This is a genomic window from Terriglobales bacterium, from assembly GCA_035624455.1.
Classification (GTDB): domain Bacteria; phylum Acidobacteriota; class Terriglobia; order Terriglobales; family Acidobacteriaceae; genus DASPRM01.
Window position 1 is genome coordinate 1 of sequence record DASPRM010000077.1, and the last position, 21,196, is coordinate 21,196.

Genomic DNA, 21,196 nt, shown 5'->3' on the forward strand with positions numbered 1-21,196 from the left:
TGGCTGCGTTCGAAGAGTTCATCAAGCGCGAAGACTCAAGCGTGATGCCAGCGATGGGAGCGATTGCGGCGGTAGGAACGTCTGACGGTGCCGCTGAGTTGCTAGGGGCGACGAAAGCGGACTTCTGCCGCATGCGCTCACGCCTGCGCCACTTGGGCAGATGCTTTCTGAACGATGAGCCTGTGCCAAGGCAGCGGAGACCCTACAAGCCGCGTGTCAAAGCAAAATGCAGTCGCCGCGTCGCGGTTGCAGTGTCTCAACCTGACGAGCAAAAGAACGACTAGGCTCAACCGTGGAGGGGTGCGACACAAGGCGAATCACGCCCGACTCGTACCCTTCATGGGTATTGCGTAAATCTGTGCGTAAACAATTTCCGAAAAATCGGCTGGGAATCTGGGTTTAGAGTCATCGAGCCAGTTGTTGGATTCGGCTCAACCCATTGAAACCAAACAGTGGAGTTGGTTGCGGGGGGTGGATTTGAACCACCGACCTTTGGGTTATGAGCCCAACGAGCTACCAGGCTGCTCCACCCCGCGTTGCGATGATAACAGTCGTGCATCGCAAGGGTCAAACCACGCTGAGAAGATCTCTGCTGCTGAAGCTCAAGAGTTCCGTTTCGGTCAGCTAGAAATACTGAACCTTCGCTCCATCACTTGAGTCACCGACCATCACCAAGAGAAGAACTTGCGTTCAAGCCGCCCAACCCCTCATCCTGATTATGATCCATGCGCCAAGGGAATCAGAGCCCACAGCAGGATAGATTGCGTTCTCTCATCACTGGAGCTAACGGTTTCGTCGGCAAGCATCTGGCCGACTTGCTGCTCGGGCTGCCGGAATCAAGCTGTTGGGCATTCTCAACGGAAGAAGAATCCAGGCTGCCCAACCAAGTCGTCTACCGCAGGGTGGACATCCGCGACCGGCAATCCCTGGCAGATTTCCTGCACTCCGCCCAGCCGCACCACATCTACCATCTGGCCGCGATCAGCACATTGTCGGCTGCCTCTGACGACAAGCGAATTGCCTTCGATGTGAATGTCTGGGGTACCTCGAACCTGCTGGAATCCGCCTCCAAACTTTCTGAGCGCGCGCGTGTCCTCAATATCAGCAGCTCACAGGTCTACGGTTCCGCCGCTGGCGGAATAACCGAGCAGCATCCCTTACGGCCAGCCAATATGTACGCCGTCACCAAAGCCATGGCGGAACTCTGGTCCGGCTTGTATGCGACTGGTGTTGATGCCATTACGGCACGCGCCTTCAATCACACCGGACCCGGTCAGCCGGCGCAGTTCGTGCTTTCATCGCTGGCGCAGCAGGTAGCGGCGATTGAGGCAGGCATTTCGCAGCCGGTGATACGAGCAGGCGATTTGAGCGTCGAACGTGACTTCACCGATGTTCGTGACGTGGTGAAGGCCTATGCCTTGCTGGCGGAGCGCGGCAAGCCCGGCGCGGTGTACAACGTGTGTTCAGGAAGAGCCTGCCGGCTGTCGGACTTGCTCGAAATACTGCTGTCGGAAGCCGGAATTAAAGCCAGCGTGGAGCGCGATCCGGCAAAAAACCGCACCCAGGATCCGCGGCGAATTTACGGGGACAACAGCAAGTTGCGGGAAGCCACCGGCTGGGCGCCAGTCGTCCCTATCGAGCAGACCATGCACGATCTCTTAAATTTCTGGCGCTCCGAAATCGGACATCGCTCTCGCGTCTAGCCGGTAAAGCTTGCTCATCGTCGCCCGGCTCATCTAGTGTTCGGCAATCGCCCAATCGTTGGAACCGAGCACGTAGAAACCGGTCAGGTCGGCGTGCCCGGCCAGCGTGTCGCGCTGCTTGCCATCGATGAGAATCCGGATGCGCGTTGTGCCCGGAATGTTTTCCGCCAAGGTCCGCGCCATCGCGGCAAGCGTGAGCTCCTCCACCAAAATTCCCGACTGATGGCGATCTGCAAACTCCGCATTCAGGTCGATCACCGCTGTATTCCCATTCACCAGATACACGCTGTTGACGTCGGCTCCGCTGGCCAAAGGATGGGTCGACGACTTGTCCTGCCAGGCGGCGAAAAGAGCCCGCAAAACCTGGGCCGCGCGCTGATCGGCCTCTGCGCTCAATGGTGTGGCAGCGTCCCGCCGGTGGAGTATGCCTCGCGCATCGTCGGGCACATAGATCGAGATTTGCTCCGGCTTGCCTCCGACTGGCGGCGTCATCGGCTTAGCCGTCGGCTCTTCCGGCTTCAGTTGCTCCGCCTCGTGTTTCAGATGCAGACCGTAATACACCATCCCCAACAGCGCCAGGCACAGCACCATCGTCGCGATGAGAAAGTGGCGCGGGATCATCGGGAAGGCTCCAGCGTGTAGCGGGCATTGGCGATTCCCAAGGCGACCGCGTTGGTAATCGCCGCCTGATACGCCGGTGAGTTCACGCTTTCGATCTTTCCCCCCCAGGGCGCCACTTCGATGGCCATCCCTGCCAGCGCCACGTTGTCCAAAGGACGCAACGAGGCAGTGAGCGGCACCACAGGAATATGCCGGTTGTTAAGTTCGGCCATCACGCTCCCCACCAGCGCCCGGCTCTGTTCGAGATAGGCTCCCTGGGCCGTGTCCCAGGGCAGGAATCCTCCGGGGCGTGCAGGAGTGGGCGTCAAGCGGGCGCTGTACAAGCGAACTCCGCTTCCGGCCGAGCCCGCATGCAGGCTGATGTACACCGTCGCATGGGAGCCGTTTGCCATCACTGCCCGCTGTTCCGAGCTCAGCGTAACGTCGCCATCACGGATGAGAAAATTCCGTATGCCGCGCGCTTCCAGGTCGGCATGCAGATGCCGGGCGAGAGCCAGCGCCACCTCTTTTTCCGCCAGGGAAGGCGTCAGAAACGCGCCAGTCTCCTGCCCGCCATGACTGGCATCGATTACGACCAGGAAGGTATGTACCGCCGGCTGCGCTGGTGCCGGGGCTGGTGCTGTTGATGTAGGTCCGCTGGCAAAAGGAGAAGCGGTGGGCGGTAGTGTCGGCGATGCCGCGGGAGGAGGCTTTGCCGCGGCCGATGCCGGCGCCGGTTCAATGGAAATTGTCTTGCCCTCATCCCCAAATCGCGCAATCAAGGGGACAGTGGCATCGATTTCAATCTGAGCTGTGCCGTTTCCCTCTGAGTAGGTGGCCGAGGTGATGCTGCTATCGGCGAAATTGAAGCTCCGGGTGCCTGAAACGATGGGCTCGCGGGAGAAGACCATGCGAATTTTCCCCGGCTCGCTGGCAATGAATGGCGACACGGGCTTGGGGAAGTGCAGCTCAAGGCGCGGCGCGGCTCCCTTCTCGAATGCAGTTGTGAACGGGGTGGCAACCGGGCCGATAAAGAGCCTGCGCGACGAGGCGTGAAACTCTACCGGCAGGTTCACCAGTGCGGATATCACGTCAGCCAGCGAACCCAGCGAGACCAGCGCGCGATCCCGCTCCAAGACGAGCGGATCAGCCAGCTCAAGCTTCTTGCCATGCAGCTTGACTCGGGTTTTTTCGTCGGTGAACTCGGCTTCCAACGGCGAGCCGCCGTGCGCGGTGAAACGCAGTTTCCAGTGATTGCCCTGGCGCGTGGCGATCGTTGCCCCCAGCGGCTGAAGGGCGTCGATTAGCACAACGTACTGTTTGCCATCTCGCTCGACAACCGAAAGGCTCGAGGCGCCCTGCGCAGAGTAGATGGTTAAGCGGGCTTCGTCCGCTGCCGGAGCCAGCAGCAAGAGACACACCAGGGCAAGCGCCAGAACCAAGCCGCAAGTTTTAATATTTCTCGTCATCACGAGGAGGACGAAGTCCGGCTCCGGATCTGCAGTTTTCCTCGCAACCTCACCGGGTCATGCTGAGCCCGCCCGCGGGCGAAGCATCTATCTTTTTGCCGGCCGGAACAATTTCTTTCCGGGCTCACTCTTTACTTCACCGGATCACCCGATCAAACTTCATCCGATATTACTTCAACCACAGCCCCTGCTCAGTCCCCTTCATTCTCCTCCCACCGAATAGATCGTCAGGCCGCTCAGCATCTTGGGATAGAAATCGGTCGACTTCTGCGGCAGGACGCCTCCTTCGAATGTCACCTCGCGCAATTGAGAAATCCGCACCGGATTCATCATCATTGCCAGATTGGCCCCGTCCCCCACACGCGCGATCGCCTTTCGGAAGTCGCGATGATAGGAGACGTGGAGCTGATTGCGAATCGCTTCCTCGCTGATGCCAAGTACGCGCTCGAGCAGCACCTTATGCAAGTGAACAACGTCGAGCGAGCGTTGGGCCGCGCTCATGCCTGCGAGCAAACTATCAGCCGCGCCGGGTCGTGCGCGCAGAAGGTGCGTCGCTTGCTTTGTGACCGCCAGAAACACGGTTCCGGCTTGCCCTGCCTGCCGCAGCTTATCTTCGCCGGCATCCCCCGGGCTTAATGTCTCCACATCAAAAAACGATTTGGCGCCTTGGAGGAAATCCGCCTCGCTGAACTCCGACAGTCCAAAGATCACCCGATGCGTCGGCAGGATGATCAGTCCAGGTGAATCCATGTTCACCAGGGTCATCATGACGCGTTCGTAAGCAGCATCCGGCGGCGCGCTTCCGGCGTTGGCTCTGCGCTCGTTGCGATAATTCAGCGCTGTTTCGTAGCGGTGATGGCCATCCGCGATGATCAGCCTCTTGTCGGCCATCTCACGCTGGACTTGCGGGACGATCGCCGGATCGAAAATGCTCCATACGCGGTGCACCACCTGATATTCGTCCTCAATTTCGATATCCGGCGCCCCCGATCCAGCCCCCGATCCGGCCGCCGACTTCAGCAGGGAATTAACGCGGCCAGCTGGATCGCTGTACAACATGAAGATCTGGCCGAAGTGAGCGCGGGTGGCGCGAAGCAAATTAAGGCGATCGGCCTTAGGCTTGGATAGTGTCTGCTCATGTCGATAAACGACGCCTTCCGAGTAATCGTAAATGCGGCCGGCAGCAATCAGGCCGGTGCGCTCCACCTGGGAACTTTCCCCCGATGCCCCCGTACCAGGGACGCGGAAAGTCTGCGTGTACAGGTAGAAACCAGGCTGTGAGTCCGTGCGGAAAATGCCCGCATGCTGCCAGTCGCGAAAGTAGCCGGCGGCTCGGGTGTAAACATTTTCAACGTCAGAATCGCCAGCCTCTTGTTTTCCCAGGATAATCCGCACTAGGTTGTGCGGGTTTGCAGCGTAGTAGCGCTCCTGCATCTCCGCAGAGATCTTGTCATACGGCTGGGTAACCACCTGGTTGAGAGGAACCTTGGCCGAATTAAAGCGGATAGCAGGGAAGGGTGCGATATCTGCCATTTTGTCTCGTGCTGGTCGTTTGATTGTAACAACTCTCCCGAAGCCCACCCTGGACCGACAAACGACATCTAATACCTGGACCAGGACGCACCCGGCCCAGGTTTTCTCCCCAAAAGAACGGAAAACAGAAGGTCAAGACTGTGGTACCATCCATGCTAACGAGGAATGTTATGGCCCGCCCTGCCGGGAAAGACAGCGGGTCACACCGCTACGCATCGTTTCCGCAGGCAACAAAGCTGGTGTCGTGGGGAATGTGGGTTCACGGCTTACCTTCTGACGGCTCCTGCCATATTCGTGCGCTCAGACAGTTTCTCGCTCTTCTCGTTTGCGTTCTGCTGACCACCACCTTAGCGATCTCGCAGACCAGCGACGAAGTCCACATCACGCCGCGCTCACAACCGACGCAGCCCGGCGGCAGCGCCTCACCCTCTCCGCCCGCCGGCATGGATCCTTCCCTCAAGACGCACACCAAGCCCGTGAAGGTCGACGTCGACCTGGTGCTGGTGCCAGTAACCATTACTGATCCTATGAACCGCCTGGTCACCGGCCTCGAAAAGGACAATTTCCAGGTCTTCGAAGGCAATGAACGGCAGGAGATCCGCCACTTCTCCAGTGAGGACGTACCCATTTCCCTGGGCGTGATTTTCGATATGAGCGGTAGCATGTCGAACAAAATCGAGAAGTCGCGCGAGGCGGTAGTCGAATTCTTCCGCACCGCCAACCCCCAGGATGAATTCTTCATGGTCGCCTTCAATGAGCGCCCCGAGTTGATCGCCGACTTCACTACCTCCATCGAGGATATCCAGGGCAAAATGATCTATACCGTGCCCAAGGGGCGTACCGCGCTACTGGACGCGATCTATCTCGGTATCCACAAAATGAAGCAGGCGCGCCATCAGAAGAAGGCTCTGCTTATCATCTCTGATGGTGGTGACAACCATAGCCGCTACACCGAGAGCGAGATCAAATCCATCGTACGAGAAGCCGATGTGCAGGTTTACGCCATTGGCATCTTCGACGTGAATCCGCGCACGGAAGAGGAGAAACTGGGCCCGCTGATGCTGTCGGAAATTACGGATGTAACCGGCGGGCGCACTTTTACCATCGATAATCCCAATGAACTGGCCGACGTGGCCACCAAGATTGGCATCGAGTTGCGCAACCAATATGTACTGGGTTACCGTCCAACTAAACCGGGGCATGATGGCAAGTGGCGGAAGATCAAGGTAAAGTTGAATCCGCCGAAGGGTTTGCCGCCACTCCGGGTTTATGCCAAGACGGGTTACTATGCACCTTCCGAATAAGTTACCGCTGGCGCTTTTTACCTTAGAAACCTCTTCTGTTTCCTCTCGCACCAGGGCATTCACCGTGATCCTGCTGTTGATGCTGCTCTCCAGCCTGGGAATTGCCCAGAACCCTGGGTCGCCTCCCAGCGGGCCGCAGGACGCCCCCCAGTATCCGCCCGCCACCGATGCTCCCAACCAGCCTGGAAACACCGTCCAGATTCCTGCCGAAAGCAAGCCGACCGTCCGCAAAGACCAGGACACCTTTGTCATTCGCACCGAAGTCGACGAGGTGCTGCTGCACGCCACCGTTGTCGACGACCGCCGTCACCTGGTTATGGATCTAAGTCGGGATAACTTCGAAGTGTTCGAGAACAATTCTCCCCAGCGTATCACTTCCTTTCGGCACGCCGATATTCCCGTCTCTATCGGCATTGTGATCGATAATTCAGGTTCGATGCGCGACAAACGACCCGCCGTCAACCAGGCATGCCTGAATCTGGTGCGCGCCAGCAATCCTCAGGACCAGGTCTTCATCGTGAACTTTAACGACGAGTATTACCTCGACCAGGATTTCACCTCCGACATTGCCAAGCTCAAGGAAGGTCTGGAGAAGATCGAGTCCCGCGGTGGCACGGCGTTGTATGACGCGGTGGTCGCTTCCGCGCAGCACCTAAAGAAGAACACCCAACTGGAGAAGCGCGTGATCCTGGTCGTGACCGACGGCGAGGACAACGCCAGCCGTCTGTCCCTCGAACAGGCCCTGCGTCGCCTGCAGGAAGAGAACGGGCCCACTGTCTACTCCATTGGCATCCTGGGCGAGGAGCGCCAGAAACGCGCCAAGCGGGCCCTTTCCGCCATGTCTGAGCAAACCGGTGGTCAGGCCTTCTTTCCCAAGGATCTCAAAGAAGTGGACGACATCAGCCGCGAAGTCGCGCACGACATCCGCAACCAATACATCATCGGCTACAAGCCCACCACTCCGCAGGCGGCTGGCGGCTTCCGCACGGTGAAAGTGCAAGCCCACGCCCCCCATCACGGTAAGCTTTTCGTCCGCACCCGCAGCGGCTACTACGCCAATGAACAGAGGGCCGCGCTGCAAGAAAACTAAAAAGTAAGATCGGGGGAAGTGCGAAGTAAGATCGAGTGAAGTAAGAGTAGGACAGGCATCCTGCCTGTCACCCCGGGCGCCATTCCGCCTGACAGGGGCTAGAATCCTGTTGATGAAGCCCCGCTCTCCGCGCGGTCTGACCGCTGTAGGTATCTTCCTGTTCTTCGCGGCTTTCATGGCCGCGTTTGCGGCAGTCACTCTGCTTTTCCCGGGAACGGCTCTGGATCTCGCCTGGGCATTGAATCCCAATGCTCATCAGCAGCTCGCGACACTGGGCAGGGGCATCGGCGTTCCGTTTCTGCTGCTCGCCCTGGCCTTAGCGCTTGCGGGAATCGGCTGGTGGCGGCGCAGATTTTGGGGATGGTTGCTCGCCCTGGCCCTCATCGCAATCCAGGTTCTCGGGGACCTGTTCAACTTGTTTCGGGGCGATTTACTCCGAGGAGGAACGGGTGTGGCAATCGCGGGTGCTCTGCTCTGTTATCTTCTGCTTCCGCACGTCCGGCGCGGCTTTGAAAAGTAAAAAGTAAGATCGGGTGAAGTGCGAAGTAAGAGCAGTTTCGCACTTCCGCAGCGATCTGACTTCTCACTTCCTCTTAGCCCAGCCCCGCCGCCGACAGTATCTCTCGCCACAACTCCGCCTTGCCTTCGCCCGTCTTGGTGGAAAAAGGCAGGATGCGCTCAACCTGGAGTTCTTGTTTAAGAGTTCTCAGGGAATTGCTCAGAACATTGCCGGAAACGCGATCGCTCTTTGTGCCCACCGCCACAAACCGGCGCTGCTTCATGCGAAGCCAGGCCAGCAGTTCGGCGTCGCTCGGCTGGGGAGCGATGTTGGTATCGATCAGAACGATGCAAAGCACCAGAGTCGGTCGATGCTCCAGGTAAGGCTCGATGAACTTAGGCCACTCGGCCGAGACTTCTTTGGATACCTTGGCATAACCATAGCCGGGCAGATCCGCGAAGGCCAGCTCGGCTGTCGGTTTGCCGGGACGGCGGACCTGAAAGAAATTGATACTGCGCGTGCGCCCGGGGACTGAGCTGGTCTTGGCCATTTTCTCGCCCAGCAGGGAATTGATCACGCTCGACTTGCCAACGTTGGAGCGCCCCAGAAAAGCCACTTCCGGAACCGTGGGCACAGGAAAGTGCTCGACGGAAGTGGCAGCCAGCAGAAATCGCGCAGCAACTCGCACCCTATCAGTTTCAAGCTTCCTGCCACCGGTGGCAAGAGGAACGAGCAGCCCATCGGTCCGGCCCAGGTTGGAAAGTGCTCAATCAAATCGTTTGTCATCACGAGCGGCCGCTAGGCCGCGAGGGATCTGCAGTTTGATTCGCGGCTAGATGATGTAGACCCAATATTTCTTGACTGTTCCCAACTGCAGATCCCTCGGCCGCCAGCGGCGGCCTCGTGATGACAATGGGAAGCTGAAGGTATGAACCCAGCAACAATTACTTCCGCTGGCAGGTTCCTTCAGTGATCATGGACCGCAAAATCTTGAGCCGCCCAACATGCTTTTCGCGAAAGAGCACAATCAGCCGAGCATCTACCGCCAGGCATCCCTCGTACCTGGTCACCGTGGTTTTCCCCAGCCGGAAGTCGAATTCGCCGTTAACTCTTCCCCTGCCCACGCGTCATCCTCTTGACGGGCGATGCTCTTTCTTGAGACTCTGCCAGCCCGGCCCTTCCGGGGACAACTAATGCGTAGTAGCGTTCAGGCTCTCCTCCTGGTTATCGGTATTTGCTGCCCAATTTCTCCCCTGGCGCAGGCTCCCATTCACGTCGATGTGCATCTGGTGGACGTGGCTTTCGCGGCCCGCAGCGCCAACGGAACTCTGGTCAACAATCTCAGCCAGGAAGATGTGGAAGTGCTGGAAGACGCGGTGCCGCAAAAGATCTCTTTCTTTGCGCGCAGCGCTGACGTGCCGCTCACTCTGGGACTGATCGTCGACTTCAGCGGCAGCCAGGAGCACTTTCAAAAAAAACACCGCCATGACCTCGAGGTCTTTCTCAAAGAAATGCTGGGGCCGCACGACCGGGTGTTTCTGGTGGCCTTCGGCAATCGCCTGCGCCTGGTAAGCGACTTGTCGCAATCGGCCGACGAGCTGGGGGAAAAATGGGAGCGCTTCGAGAAGGGCGACCGCAACGTCCCCGACCTCGGCCCCGTCGAAGACAGAGAGCTGGGAACCGCCTTTTATGACGCCATCTACTATTCCGTGACCACAAAGCTGGCCGGCATACAGAACGGCAGGAAGGCGCTGCTCGTTTTCAGCGACGGCGAGGACAACTCCAGTTCCCATCACCTGCTGGACGCCATCGAGGCGGCGCAGAACGAGAACGTAATCGTCTACTCCATCCGCTACACCGAAAAGCGCCACGGCAGACTCACTGCGCGCAACAAGTATGGAATGCGGGTGATGGAGCGGATCGCGCACGACACCGGGGGCACCGATTTCGATGCCGAGAAAACCGACACCCGGGCCTATTTTCACCAGATCAGCGAAGAATTACGCACTTCCTATGAGCTGGCTTACTATCCCACCAATCCCGCGCGCGATGATTCCTTCCGCAAAATCGCCATCCGCCCGCGCCAGCCGGGGTTAACCGTGCGCTGCAAAACTGGCTATTTCTCGCGATGATTTGGACGTGTGCGGGATAGCCTCGCCCCCTTCTCGCTCCGGGCCTTTCTTTTGTCAAGCCCTCCCCTGGCCCAATTTTGCTTGTAATCCATTTAATCGCAAAGCGATATAAAGTTTGCCATTCTGTCCCATTTACCCCTTCCACTTGGTTACACTGAAATTAGGGAGTGAATTTTCGCCGCTGCACGGAATCCCGGCGTGCGCCACCGGCGAGGCGCTCAATAAAATCCTGAATGTCATCCTCAGCGACGCGTCCCGGCTGATTTTCCCCGCCCGCGCTTTTTGCGGGTCGCGGGCTCGGAGTCGAACGACATTGTGGTTCGGTTTTGTCGGCCATCAATATTCTCAAGAACTTGAACTCTATCCCCGGCCGTTTCAGTATTTTGCCGGGAAATTCTCTATAACTCGCTGAAAACGAACGCTCATCACTACCCAGGGTACGACAACAGAAGTTACAACTACAGAAAGGAAACACCGTGCCACTACGCCTCTGCGACCACATCAAACCCGACGGCCACCGCTGCGGTTCCCCCGCCATGCGCGGCCGCTCCCGTTGCTACTTTCATCTCCGCCCGCGCTCCGCTGCCCTTCGCCGCCGCTTCCGCCTGCCCGACCTCACCAACAAGCGCTCCCTTCGCTCCGCGCTCAACCATATCTCCCAGGGCATGGCCGATGGCTCGCTCGATCCCCTGCTCGCCGGACGACTCATCTATGCCGTGCAAACCGTCCTCTATAGCTTCAATATCGAGGAACGGCTGAACAACAACACCGCCGCCGATCGCAGTCCAAGCCAGGTTCCTTCCAGCTGACTGCCGAATCCTGATTCTCGATTGCTGAATGCTGACTACTGATTGCTGATTGCTGATTGCAAGGAGATACCGACGTCATGTCACCTGCACTCACCTGCGCTCACGTCCTCGTTACCGGACGCCGCTGCCCGGGCGCGCCTCTCCCCGGCCAAACCTTCTGCCACTTCCACTACCAGCTCCACCAGTCAGAGCTGCTCCCCGGCATGCCCGAATATCAGCTTCCCATCTGTGAGGACTCCCGCTCCATCATGATCGCCGGCCAGCAAATCATGCAGGCCCAACTCCTGGGCCTCATCGATCTCAAGACCGCCGGCAAGCTCTTCTACTGCCTGCGCCTGATGTCCAGCCTCACCCGTCAACCGGACTTCGCCCAAACTGCTCCCGAACCCGCCGAACCCTACAAGGGCGGGCCGCGCAATATGACTGAGTTTGTCCTCCAGTACCTCAACGACCTTCCCCATCACCAACACGAAATCCAGCCGCGACCGTTCTCTGACGAGGAGACACCCATTTACCCGGCGTCCACTCCGGGTCATGCTGAGCCCGCTTCAGCGGGCGAAGCATCTATGCTTTCGCACACTGCACAACACGCTTCCGCCCTCACACATCACCTATGCTGCCATCCTGAGCGAGGGCCGGATGAACCAATCCCGGCTCGAGTCGAAGGACCTGCTGCTTCTAAACCTGCGATGACCACCGACTCGGTCCCCCAGGTGCGCGCGCCTTTCGGCGCTGCCCGGGGCTTCTCTGCTGGCGAACTCCCGATGAGCGAACCGCCAAGCGAGCCCGCAACCGGCACTGCGGTCCCTCACAGGCAGGCAACCTCCTGAGCGCCCATCCGGCCCTGGGTCGCCGTGAACACCGATCTGTGAGCTACTTCACATCGCTGCGTTCACCGTCCCGGCTAGCATGCGGGCAAGTTTTGGCATCAGAGAGTTGCACTCATGAGAATCTTCCAGGTAATACAGGACTACTACGTCGTTATCATCGCCGGATTGCTGGCCCTGAGCTTTGGTTGGGTGACCGCGGCCCTCTACGCTGCCGCTGGCTGAGGACTTCGAGCAGGGAACTGAGAGCTCCGGCTCAGTCTCACGCGCCTCAGTGGAGCTTTAGGGGACGATCGTCTTCCACCTTCACCGGCTTGTGCTTATTCCAGAAGTAGAGAATCACCGCCACCACTCCTCCGATGGGAATGCTGAGGAGGAAGAACCAGCGTATGGCGGGGAGCCAGATCACCACGCCGAGGACAATTGCGACGGCGGCGATCAGGCCAACCAGACCCTTTCTCGGAGGTGGCAGCGGGGCAGGCGGCATCGGTCTCTCGCTGACAGCATTTTAAACCTTTATTCGGGCGATCTCTCTTCGCACTGAGGACGCGATGCGCGGGTGCGCGCGGGTGCCCCAGGTTCGCGCCGCGCTTTTCGGCGCTAACCTGGGATTCTGCTGACTTGTCTACTGGTGCGCTGTCGGTCCCTCGCTAGCAGGCGCTATGGCGGCCAGGGGTGGTTGAGCCGCCGCGGCTTCCGGCAGGTACTGTGGCAGCGGTTGCTCGAGAGCAACCTGCAGCACCTCGTCCATGGTGTCGACGAAGTGCAGATTCATTTCGTTCCGCAGATTTTCCGGAACCTCGGCCAGATCCTTCTCGTTGTCTTTGGGCAGGATGACCTCGAAGATGCCTGCGCGATGCGCCGCCAGCAGCTTTTCTTTCAGGCCACCAATGGGGAGAACCTTGCCACGCAGCGTGATCTCGCCGGTCATGGCCAGATCGCGGCGCACCGGAATCCGTGTCAGCGCGCTGGCGATGGCGGTCGCTATTGTGATGCCGGCCGAAGGCCCGTCTTTCGGAATCGACCCCTCGGGCACGTGCACGTGGATGTCGAGATTGCGGTAGAAGTCGCGTGACAGTCCCAGACGCACCGCGCGCGAGCGTACATAGGTGAGCGCCGCCTGCGCGGACTCCTGCATCACTTCGCCGAGCTTGCCGGTGGGGGTGAGTTTGCCTTTGCCATCCACGACCGCCACTTCGGTGCTGAGGATGGAGCCGCCCACTTCGGTCCAGGCCAGGCCGGTGACCAGTCCGATCTCGCTCTTTTCGTGCGCCAGCGTGTCGCGGAACTTTATGACCCCGAGGAATTCAGGAATATTGTCGGCCGTGACGCCGATGTTGTACTTGCCGCCATCCTTCACAACCTTGCGCGCCACCTTGCGGCAGACGTTGCCGATCTCGCGCTCCAGGTTGCGCACACCGGCTTCGCGCGTGTAGCCGCGAATGATGGAGATGATGGCGTCGTCTGTGAACGTGCAGTTCTTGTCGGTGAGGCCGGCCTGATCGTGCTGCTTGCGCACCAGGAACTGCTTGGCGATTTCCAGTTTCTCCGGCTCCGTGTAACCGTGCAGCCGCAGCACTTCCATGCGGTCCTGCAGGGCCGCAGGAATAGTATGCATCACGTTGGCGGTGGCGATGAAGAAGACCTGCGAGAGGTCGTACTCGACGTCGAGATAGTGATCCACGAACATGTAGTTCTGCTCGGGATCGAGCACTTCGAGCAACGCAGCCGATGGATCGCCGCGGAAGTCCATCGACATCTTGTCCACTTCGTCGAGCATGAAAACCGGATTCTTGGTGCCCGCCTTCTTCATCATCTGGATGATCTGGCCGGGAAGCGCGCCAATGTAGGTGCGGCGATGCCCGCGGATTTCCGCCTCATCGCGCACCCCGCCCAGTGACATGCGGACGAACTTGCGCCCCGTGGCCTTCGCGATCGACATGCCGAGTGAAGTCTTGCCGACTCCCGGAGGTCCAACGAAGCACAGGATCGATCCTTTGGGGTTCTTCACCAACTGGCGGACCGCGAGAAATTCGAGGATGCGTTCCTTGATCTTCTCCAGGCCGTAGTGATCCTCGTTGAGGATTTTTTCGGCGTGATCGATGTTGCGGATTTCTTTGGATTTCTTTTTCCAGGGAACCGCCAGCAGCCAGTCAAGATAATTGCGCGAGACCGTGGACTCGGCCGACATCGGCGGCATGGCTTCCAGCTTTTTCAGTTCCTGGAGGGCTTTTTCATGCACGTCTTTCGGCATGCCGGCGGAATCGACCTTCTTCTTGAGCTCATCCCACTCGCTCTTTTCGCCGCGCCCTAATTCCTTTTGAATGGCCTTGATCTTCTCGTTGAGGTAGTACTCTTTCTGGGCGCGCTCCATCTGGCGCTTGACGCGGGTCTGGATGGCGCGATCCATGTTGAGCTTTTCGATTTCGATCTCCAGCACATCGGCGATGCGGTTCAACCGCTCGGCGGGATCGAAGATCTCCAGCAACTCCTGCTTCTCCTCGATGGAGAGCTGCAGATTGGCCGCGATGGTGTCGGTGAGCTTGGCCGGGTCTTCCATGCGCACGGCGGCGATCATGGTTTCGTAGTTCAGCGACTGGCAAAGCTTCACGTACTGCTCGAATAATCCGGTCACGCGCTGCATCGCTGCTTCAATCGCCGGATTGGTCTCCACCGTGTACTTGACGGTGCGAACCGTGGCTTCGAAGTAGCCGTCGGTGTCCACCACCTGCAGGATCTTGCCGCGCTCGATGCCCTCGACCAGGACCTTAATATTGCCGTCGGGGAGCTTCAAACTCTGCACGATGTTGACCACCGTGCCCACCTGGAAAATTTCGTTGGGCTTGGGCTCGTCCACGCTGGCGTCATGCTGGGTTGCCAGGAAGATCTTCTTGTCCGCGGCCAGGGCTTCTTCCAGCGCTCGCACGCTGGACTCGCGCCCAACAACAAAGGGCGTCATCATAAAAGGGAAGATGACGACATCCCGGATCGGCATCATGGGCAGTTTGCGGGTTTCGAATTTTTCGCGATTTGTGGTCACAATGAGGTCCTATGGGAATCCTAAACTACCGGGGCCTGATCCGTCAGCTACCGAGATGGGTTAGCCCGCCTTTTCCATCATAGCAATGGAGACGTCGCGCTTCTCCACCATTTCCCGCGTTACTTCAAAATCCTTCACCCGCTTCTGGCTGGGCAAATGGTACATAAGATCCAGCATCAGTTCTTCTAAGATCATTCGCAAGCCACGTGCCCCCACCTTGCGGTTCATGGCTTCGCGGGCGATGCCTTTCAGAGCGTCGTCGCTGAACTTGAGCCTTACATTTTCGAACTCGAACAAGCGTTGATACTGCTTGATGATGGCGTTGCGCGGCTTGGTAAGAATCTCGACCAGCGCGACCTCGTCGAGATCGTCGAGCACACCCACCACAGGAAGGCGGCCGACGAATTCCGGAATCAGCCCGAACTTGATCAGGTCCTGCGGTTGCACCTGCTGTAGCATCTCAACATCGCGCTTCTTTGGCGAGATTACTTCGGTCTCCTCTTCCGATCCCACCTTGAAGCCCAGGCTCTTTTTGCCCACACGGCGGCCAATCAACTTTTCCAGCCCCACAAAGGCGCCCCCGCATATAAAGAGGATATTGGTGGTATCGACCGGGGTGAATTCCTGGTGGGGGTGCTTGCGGCCCCCCTGGGGCGGGACGTTGGCAATGGTGCCTTCCAGAATCTTGAGCAGTGCCTGCTGTACGCCCTCGCCCGACACGTCGCGGGTAATGGAGGGGTTTTCGTCCTTGCGCCCGATCTTATCCACTTCGTCAATATAGATGATCCCCGTTTGCGTGCGGCCGACATCGCCGTTAGCCGCTTGCAGCAGCTTGAGGATGATGTTCTCCACGTCTTCGCCCACATACCCGGCCTCCGTCAGAGTGGTGGCATCGACAATGGCGAAGGGGACGTCCAGCATGCGGGCCAGGGTCTGTGCGAGAAGCGTCTTGCCGGTCCCGGTCGGCCCGATCAGCAGGATGTTGGACTTGGACAGCTCGACTCCATCGGTCCGCTGCCGGTTCATGTGAATCCGCTTGTAGTGGTTGTAGACCGCTACCGCCAGCTTCTTCTTGGTCTGCTCCTGCCCGATGACGTACTGATCGAGGAAGGTCTTCACCTCTTGCGGCTTGGGCAGATGATCGGGGGCAGCAGCTGCGTGCGATTCCGTGCGGTCGTCTTCCAGGATGGAGTTGCAAACCGCCACGCACTCGTCGCAGATGTAGGCCCGGGGGTAATCGCTGGGGGAAGAAATCAGCTTGGCTACGGCATCTTGAGATTTGTGACAGAACGAGCAGCGCAAGACTTCATCGGAACCAGAACGTGATTTCACCAGGTACTCCTTAAGTGGCGTCGTCTTCGCTTACTCACCCGCCCAACTTCGAGCCGGGAGCTGACGCCGCGTGCTCGCAATATAAGACCTCTATTTTGGCTTGTAGATAATGTCGTCGATGATTCCGTATTCCTTTCCCTGCTCGGCATTCATGATGAAATCGCGTTCCACATCCTTTTCTACTTTTTCCAACTGCTGCCCGCAGTGACGCGCGAGCAACTGGTTGGTGAGTTCCCGCATGCGCAGGATCTCCCGCGCGTGGATATCAATATCGGTAGCCTGGCCGGAGAGCCCGCCCATCGAGGGCTGGTGGATGAGAATCCTCGAATTGGGCAAGCCAAACCGCTTCTTGGGGGCGCCTGCGGACAAAAGCAAAGCCGCCATGCTGGCAGCCTGACCGATGCAGATCGTCATCACGTCCGGTTTTATGTACTGCATGGTGTCGTAGATGGCCATGCCCGCGGTGATGGAGCCCCCCGGCGAATTGATGTAGAGCTGGATGTCCTTCTCCGGATCTTCCGCCGCGAGGAACAGCATCTGCGCAATTATGAGATTGGCGACGTTGTCGTCAACCGGGGTACCGAGAAAAATAATGTTGTCGCGCAACAGACGCGAATAGATGTCGTATGCGCGTTCACCTCGCCCGGTTTGCTCGATCACCATGGGCACTAGCATCGTTATGCACCTGCCTACACTGCCGCCCCACGAGCTGGTTGGACAAGGGGGGAGGCGTAACCCGAAAAAGGCCCGCTTAGGCGGACCGGTTGTAAAGAAACTCTAAGGTTTTCTCACTGCGGATTCTGTTGCGGATTCTATCCAGCGCCCCATCCTCTGTCAAACGCGAGCGCACCGCCTCCGCCGTCTGATTGGATTGCCTGGCTACGGCTGCGATCTCTCGCTCCACCTCTTCATCGCTGACCTCGATGTTCTCCTTGTCGGCGATCTTGTCCAGCAGCAGCGAGACTCGCACCTCGCGAGCTGCAGCATCACGCTGACCGGCGCGCAGCCGGCCAAAATCCATCTTCTTCATGTCCTCGGCGCGCATTCCCTGCGCCGCCAGAGCACGCAGACCTCGCTCCAGACGAACGTCCACCTGGCGCTCTACCAGGCTCTCGGGAACCTCCATATCGTTGCGTTTGAGCAGCTCTTCCACGATCTTGTCCTTGGCCTGGTGCTCAGAGTGGCGCTTCTTCTCCGCTTCCAGACTCTCGCGAATCTTCTGCTTCAGTTCGTCAAGCGAGGCGAAGGTTCCGGCTTCCTTGGCAAACTCGTCGTTGAGTTCCGGCAGTTGCTTCTGCTTCACCGCTTTGACGGACACGGTATAGTCGAACACCTTGCCGGCCAGACGGGTGTCGGAAAAATCGCTCGGGTAGCTTACCTCGAAGCTGCGCTCCTCTCCCGGCTTGGCGCCGCGAAGATTTTCCGTGAAGGCGGGAAGAGTGTTGCCGCCGCCGATCTCCACCAGCACGTCATCCATCGTGACAGGCTGGCCTTCCTCGCTCCGCGGCACGCCCCGGAAGGCCACCTGCGCAAAGTCGCCGTCCTGGATGGCACGGTCCTCGATGGCGCTGTAGCTGGCGTTCTCCTCGCGGATCTGATTCAGCGTCTGCTGGACTTCTTCATCCGTAACCACAATTTCGGGCTTTTCGACATGGATGTCGGAATAGCCCGTCACTTCAACCTCGGGCAACACTTCGAATGTCGCGGTGAAACGCAGCGGTTCGCCCTCGTGCAGATGCAGGTCAGTGACGCGGGGCTGCGAGACGGGATGAAGGCCCTGCTTCTCGGTTTCCAGGCGGAAGTAGCGCGGAACCAGTGACTCGACCAGTTCGCTGCGAATGTCCTCCGCGAAGCGCTGCCGCACCACCGTGGCCGGCACCTTACCCTTGCGGAACCCGGGGAGCTTGGCAAAGCGCTGGAATTTGGCTATGACGACATCCGTCTCCTGGGTTACCACTTCCGCCGGGACTTCTACATGGAGCTCACGTTGGAGGGCTGATTTGGTTTGCGTTTCGGTCACTACGTTTCCTTGTTCCTGGGCACTACCGTGCACTAGTAGCCACGGCTGCCAATCTTTGAATATAAGAGAGGCGAGGGTGATCGTCAAACCAGGCGAGCAATGCTTTGCACTCAATGTGCAAAGGAATGCATTCGAAATTGGGAAAGGGAAGGGACAGTTGCTGGTAATCGTTTGGGAATTTCGGGTACACGCTTCTCGCGCTTCTGAATTCGAGCAGCACTACGGGCCCGAAGGCACCTGGGCCCGTGTCTTTCGCAAAGCCGAAGGATATCGAGGTACCGAGCTGGTGCGGGACACGTCCGATGGCACCAGATATTTGACGCTCGATCGCTGGGAGAGTCTCGCAGACTATGAGCGCTTCAAGCGGGAGTTCGCTGCCGAGTACGAGAAGATCGACGCTGGATTTGAAAGCTTGACTGCGAACGAACAACTGCTGGGCAGGTTCGAGACCATAGGATGAGGGCTCAGGCGAAAGCCAATTCGACGCGCGCGGCTCTCGAGATCTTGAATCGGGAGATCGTAGTCTGCCGGCGCTGCCCGCGCCTGGTTGAGTATCGCGAAAAGGTAGCGCGAGAGAAGCGCCGGGCCTATCAGGACCAGGAATATTGGGGCAAGCCGGTGCCTGGTTTCGGCGACCCAGACGCTCGGGTCCTGATTCTGGGCTTGGCGCCGGGAGCGCATGGCTCCAACCGCACGGGGCGTCCATTCACCGGTGATGCTTCGGGCAACTTCATGTACCCCGTCCTGTATGAGACCGGCTTTGCTTCGCAGCCAAACGCCAGGGATCGCAATGATGGCTTGCGGCTGATCGATGCCTACATTACCGCGGCGGTTCGCTGCGCACCCCCGGATAACAAGCCGGCACCACAGGAGATCGCAAACTGCTCGGGTTACCTGGATCGCGATCTCGAGATACTAACCAACGTGCGGCTTGTGGTCGTGCTGGGCCGGGTTGCTCTTGATGCGTACCTTAATGCCCTAAGACGCCAAGGTGTTTTGCAGAGCAAGCGAGGCTATCTGTTTGCGCACGGAGCGAAGTACAAAATGCCTGACGGGAAGACCCTGCTCGTCTCCTACCATCCTTCGAATCAAAATACCCAGACAGGGAAGCTGACGCGGGAGATGTTCACCGAAATTTTCCGGCAGGCGCGGAAGCTGGTGGAGGGTAGTTCCTAAGGACGGTCAGCTGCGAGTGGTCAGTCGTGAGATTCTGGTCGCCATGAGGGACAGGTGAAGAAGGAATTGGTTTCGAGACCGCCTCTCAATCCCCACCCTGGTCGGCTGACGGCTAAACCTGTCTCATCAGTGCACACGACTCCTGCTGCCGCATGCCCAGGAACGCGATTGCGGCAGCAGGTTACTGACCACGTGAGGCAGTTAGTTGCTCGGGCAACTCTTACGGCAGTGTGATCCTGCTCAAGCAACCTTTCCCCCCGCTAGCGCGTGGACATCGGCGGTCGTCAATGATTTTCCGCCGACCGACCAGTCGCCGCTGCGGACTTCCTCGAGGATGACCAGTGTGTACGGCCGCAGATTTTCGCCCTCCACCGAGACCAACGCGTCGGTGAGCTTCGTGATAATCTCCTTCTTCTTGGCTGTGGTGAAGACCCCTTCAATCATTTTCACTTGGATTAGTGGCATGATTTTTCTCCTCTGTGCAACGATTTGGCTTGCTCTCAAGCCGACTCGACTATGCGGCAGCTGGAGGCATCACGCTTGATCGTGAATCTCGCGTTCTTGCCCGGAAGTCCATAAGCCGAAGATTGTTTGCCTTGTCGTCCGGCCGGCTTTGCCGGGCGTCGTTTTGCCACCCTATGGATGCTCTCTCGGAAGTCTTGAAGGCCGTGAAACTCGAGACCGCGTTCTTCTACAACGCGGAATTCTCAGCGCCATGGAGTTTCCGCTCGCCGGACTCGTGCAAGCTGGCCCCTTACATCCGACACACGGCCGGACATGTCATCGTTTACCACCTCTTGCTCAAAGGCAGGGCCTATGCGGAAGCGGCCGACATGCGCCTGCTGCTTCGCGAGGGCGACATCGTCATCTTCCCCCACGGCGACGCGCACATCCTGGAGAGTGGTCCGGCTGCGCACACCATCGATGGCGAACGCGAACTGCAACGTATTTTTTCCAGCGGCTTGAGACTCTCGCGTTCGGGTGGCGGTGGCGAGGTCAGTCGCTTTGTCTGTGGCTTCATGGTCTGCGAGCCTCGCCTGAGCCAGGTATTCCTCACCGGCCTGCCCGTTGTCTTCAAGGTGAACATCCGCGATGACGAGACCGGCCAATGGCTCGAGCAATCGATTCAGTATTCCATCGCCCAAGCCGGCGCCAGCCATGCCGGTGCCGACGCAGTCCTGGCCAAGTTGTGCGAGACCTTGTTTGTGGAGACGTTGCGGCGCTACATCGCCGAACTGCCCGGCGCTCAGACTGGCTGGCTTGCGGCAGCGCGCGATCCCGAACTTGGAAAGGCTCTTGCCCTGATGCACAGTCGTACCGCTGACCAGTGGACAATCGCGACCCTCGCGAAACAGGCGGGCCTTTCTCGTTCCGTGCTGGCGGAACGGTTCCGTGAATACCTTGGCGAACCCCCCGTCGCCTACCTCACTCGGTGGCGCTTGCAGATGGGGGCGCAAATGCTTGCTGCCACGAACTACAGCGTCGCCGAGATCGCATCCCAAGTTGGGTATGAGTCTGAACCCGCTTTCAATCGCGCCTTCAAGCGCAAATTCGGGCATCCTCCTGCACGATATCGTGCGCTGGCAAGAGCGACCGCCGGCCGCGGCTAAGTATGAGTGGAGTGACAGAACCGACCACAGTTCTGCAAAACCAGAACGGAGC

Annotated in this window: 22 protein-coding genes and 1 tRNA gene; 11 read left to right on the forward strand and 12 right to left on the reverse strand. The window is 58.8% G+C overall.

The genetic code is table 11. The annotated features are described in order from the left end of the window. Window positions 1–284, forward strand: a 284-nt coding sequence (locus tag VEG30_08655; protein HXZ79986.1) for a hypothetical protein, incomplete at its 5' end; no start/stop codon positions are given. A gap of 175 nt (window positions 285–459) precedes the next feature. On the opposite strand, the gene VEG30_08660 is transcribed toward VEG30_08655, so the two are convergent. Beyond that, window positions 460–536 (reverse strand) — tRNA-Met (locus tag VEG30_08660). A 225-nt stretch (window positions 537–761) separates the two neighbouring features. Here VEG30_08660 and VEG30_08665 point away from each other — a divergent pair. Beyond that, on the forward strand, window positions 762–1,703 hold the full coding sequence (locus tag VEG30_08665; GenBank protein HXZ79987.1) for a GDP-mannose 4,6-dehydratase: 942 nt from the start codon (window positions 762–764) through the stop codon (window positions 1,701–1,703). Window positions 1,704–1,736: 33 nt separating this feature from the next. Here VEG30_08665 and VEG30_08670 read toward each other — a convergent pair whose 3' ends face one another. The 3 genes from VEG30_08670 to VEG30_08680 all read right to left on the reverse strand — a co-directional run bounded on the left by VEG30_08670 (window position 1,737) and on the right by VEG30_08680 (window position 5,305). Next, window positions 1,737–2,324, reverse strand: a complete 588-nt coding sequence (locus VEG30_08670) for a GerMN domain-containing protein (GenBank protein HXZ79988.1) — start codon at window positions 2,322–2,324, stop codon at window positions 1,737–1,739. Beyond that, a complete protein-coding gene (locus VEG30_08675; protein ID HXZ79989.1) occupies window positions 2,321–3,772 on the reverse strand; it encodes an N-acetylmuramoyl-L-alanine amidase in 1,452 nt (483 codons plus the stop codon). Before VEG30_08675 ends, VEG30_08670 begins: the two co-directional genes overlap by 4 nt. 201 nt (window positions 3,773–3,973) lie before the next feature. Beyond that, window positions 3,974–5,305, reverse strand: coding sequence for a DUF1015 domain-containing protein (locus VEG30_08680; GenBank protein ID HXZ79990.1), 1,332 nt, complete (start codon window positions 5,303–5,305; stop codon window positions 3,974–3,976). Window positions 5,306–5,475: 170 nt separating this feature from the next. On the opposite strand from VEG30_08680, the gene VEG30_08685 reads away from it, so the two are divergent. The 3 genes from VEG30_08685 to VEG30_08695 all read left to right on the forward strand — a co-directional run bounded on the left by VEG30_08685 (window position 5,476) and on the right by VEG30_08695 (window position 8,219). Then, on the forward strand, window positions 5,476–6,609 hold the full coding sequence (locus VEG30_08685) for a VWA domain-containing protein (GenBank protein HXZ79991.1): 1,134 nt from the start codon (window positions 5,476–5,478) through the stop codon (window positions 6,607–6,609). Beyond that, a complete protein-coding gene (locus VEG30_08690; GenBank protein HXZ79992.1) occupies window positions 6,593–7,699 on the forward strand; it encodes a VWA domain-containing protein in 1,107 nt (368 codons plus the stop codon). Before VEG30_08685 ends, VEG30_08690 begins: the two co-directional genes overlap by 17 nt. A 112-nt stretch (window positions 7,700–7,811) precedes the next feature. After that, complete coding sequence (locus tag VEG30_08695; GenBank protein ID HXZ79993.1) at window positions 7,812–8,219, forward strand: hypothetical protein; 408 nt, start codon at window positions 7,812–7,814, stop codon at window positions 8,217–8,219. Window positions 8,220–8,292: 73 nt separating this feature from the next. Here VEG30_08695 and yihA read toward each other — a convergent pair whose 3' ends face one another. Both yihA and VEG30_08705 read right to left on the reverse strand, forming a co-directional pair. After that, on the reverse strand, window positions 8,293–8,886 hold the full coding sequence (gene yihA / locus VEG30_08700; GenBank protein ID HXZ79994.1) for a ribosome biogenesis GTP-binding protein YihA/YsxC: 594 nt from the start codon (window positions 8,884–8,886) through the stop codon (window positions 8,293–8,295). A 256-nt stretch (window positions 8,887–9,142) separates the two neighbouring features. After that, a complete protein-coding gene (locus tag VEG30_08705) occupies window positions 9,143–9,322 on the reverse strand; it encodes a hypothetical protein (protein ID HXZ79995.1) in 180 nt (59 codons plus the stop codon). A 69-nt stretch (window positions 9,323–9,391) separates the two neighbouring features. Between VEG30_08705 and VEG30_08710 the strand changes: the two genes are divergently transcribed. The 3 genes from VEG30_08710 to VEG30_08720 all read left to right on the forward strand — a co-directional run bounded on the left by VEG30_08710 (window position 9,392) and on the right by VEG30_08720 (window position 11,969). Continuing rightward, entirely contained in the window at window positions 9,392–10,330 is a 939-nt protein-coding gene (locus tag VEG30_08710) for a VWA domain-containing protein (GenBank protein ID HXZ79996.1), read from the forward strand. A 476-nt stretch (window positions 10,331–10,806) separates the two neighbouring features. Beyond that, window positions 10,807–11,139 (forward strand): hypothetical protein, encoded by a 333-nt coding sequence (locus tag VEG30_08715; GenBank protein HXZ79997.1) that lies wholly within the window; start codon window positions 10,807–10,809, stop codon window positions 11,137–11,139. A gap of 77 nt (window positions 11,140–11,216) precedes the next feature. After that, the gene (locus VEG30_08720) at window positions 11,217–11,969 is read left to right on the forward strand and encodes a hypothetical protein (GenBank protein HXZ79998.1); all 753 of its coding nucleotides are present in this window, start codon (window positions 11,217–11,219) and stop codon (window positions 11,967–11,969) included. Between the two features lie 268 nt (window positions 11,970–12,237). Here VEG30_08720 and VEG30_08725 read toward each other — a convergent pair whose 3' ends face one another. From VEG30_08725 to tig, 5 genes are all read right to left on the reverse strand, one after another. Then, a complete protein-coding gene (locus tag VEG30_08725; GenBank protein ID HXZ79999.1) occupies window positions 12,238–12,453 on the reverse strand; it encodes a hypothetical protein in 216 nt (71 codons plus the stop codon). Window positions 12,454–12,591: 138 nt separating this feature from the next. Beyond that, window positions 12,592–15,006 (reverse strand): endopeptidase La, encoded by a 2,415-nt coding sequence (lon, locus tag VEG30_08730; GenBank protein ID HXZ80000.1) that lies wholly within the window; start codon window positions 15,004–15,006, stop codon window positions 12,592–12,594. Window positions 15,007–15,066: 60 nt separating this feature from the next. Continuing rightward, window positions 15,067–16,338: an ATP-dependent Clp protease ATP-binding subunit ClpX gene (gene clpX, locus VEG30_08735; GenBank protein ID HXZ80001.1), complete on the reverse strand. Its 1,272-nt coding sequence runs from the start codon at window positions 16,336–16,338 to the stop codon at window positions 15,067–15,069. Between the two features lie 90 nt (window positions 16,339–16,428). Then, window positions 16,429–17,013 carry an ATP-dependent Clp endopeptidase proteolytic subunit ClpP gene (clpP, locus tag VEG30_08740; protein ID HXZ80002.1) on the reverse strand — a complete coding sequence of 195 codons (585 nt, stop codon included), beginning with the start codon at window positions 17,011–17,013 and terminating at the stop codon, window positions 16,429–16,431. A 76-nt stretch (window positions 17,014–17,089) separates the two neighbouring features. After that, window positions 17,090–18,358 (reverse strand): trigger factor, encoded by a 1,269-nt coding sequence (gene tig / locus VEG30_08745; GenBank protein HXZ80003.1) that lies wholly within the window; start codon window positions 18,356–18,358, stop codon window positions 17,090–17,092. A 76-nt stretch (window positions 18,359–18,434) separates the two neighbouring features. Between tig and VEG30_08750 the strand changes: the two genes are divergently transcribed. Both VEG30_08750 and VEG30_08755 read left to right on the forward strand, forming a co-directional pair. Then, window positions 18,435–18,818, forward strand: a complete 384-nt coding sequence (locus VEG30_08750) for an antibiotic biosynthesis monooxygenase family protein (protein ID HXZ80004.1) — start codon at window positions 18,435–18,437, stop codon at window positions 18,816–18,818. Then, on the forward strand, window positions 18,815–19,534 hold the full coding sequence (locus VEG30_08755) for a uracil-DNA glycosylase (GenBank protein ID HXZ80005.1): 720 nt from the start codon (window positions 18,815–18,817) through the stop codon (window positions 19,532–19,534). Before VEG30_08750 ends, VEG30_08755 begins: the two co-directional genes overlap by 4 nt. 240 nt (window positions 19,535–19,774) lie before the next feature. Here VEG30_08755 and VEG30_08760 read toward each other — a convergent pair whose 3' ends face one another. Then, entirely contained in the window at window positions 19,775–19,999 is a 225-nt protein-coding gene (locus VEG30_08760) for a 4-oxalocrotonate tautomerase family protein (GenBank protein HXZ80006.1), read from the reverse strand. 173 nt (window positions 20,000–20,172) lie between these two features. Between VEG30_08760 and VEG30_08765 the strand changes: the two genes are divergently transcribed. Next, on the forward strand, window positions 20,173–21,144 hold the full coding sequence (locus VEG30_08765; GenBank protein ID HXZ80007.1) for an AraC family transcriptional regulator: 972 nt from the start codon (window positions 20,173–20,175) through the stop codon (window positions 21,142–21,144). The last annotated feature ends 52 nt before the right edge of the window (window positions 21,145–21,196 follow it).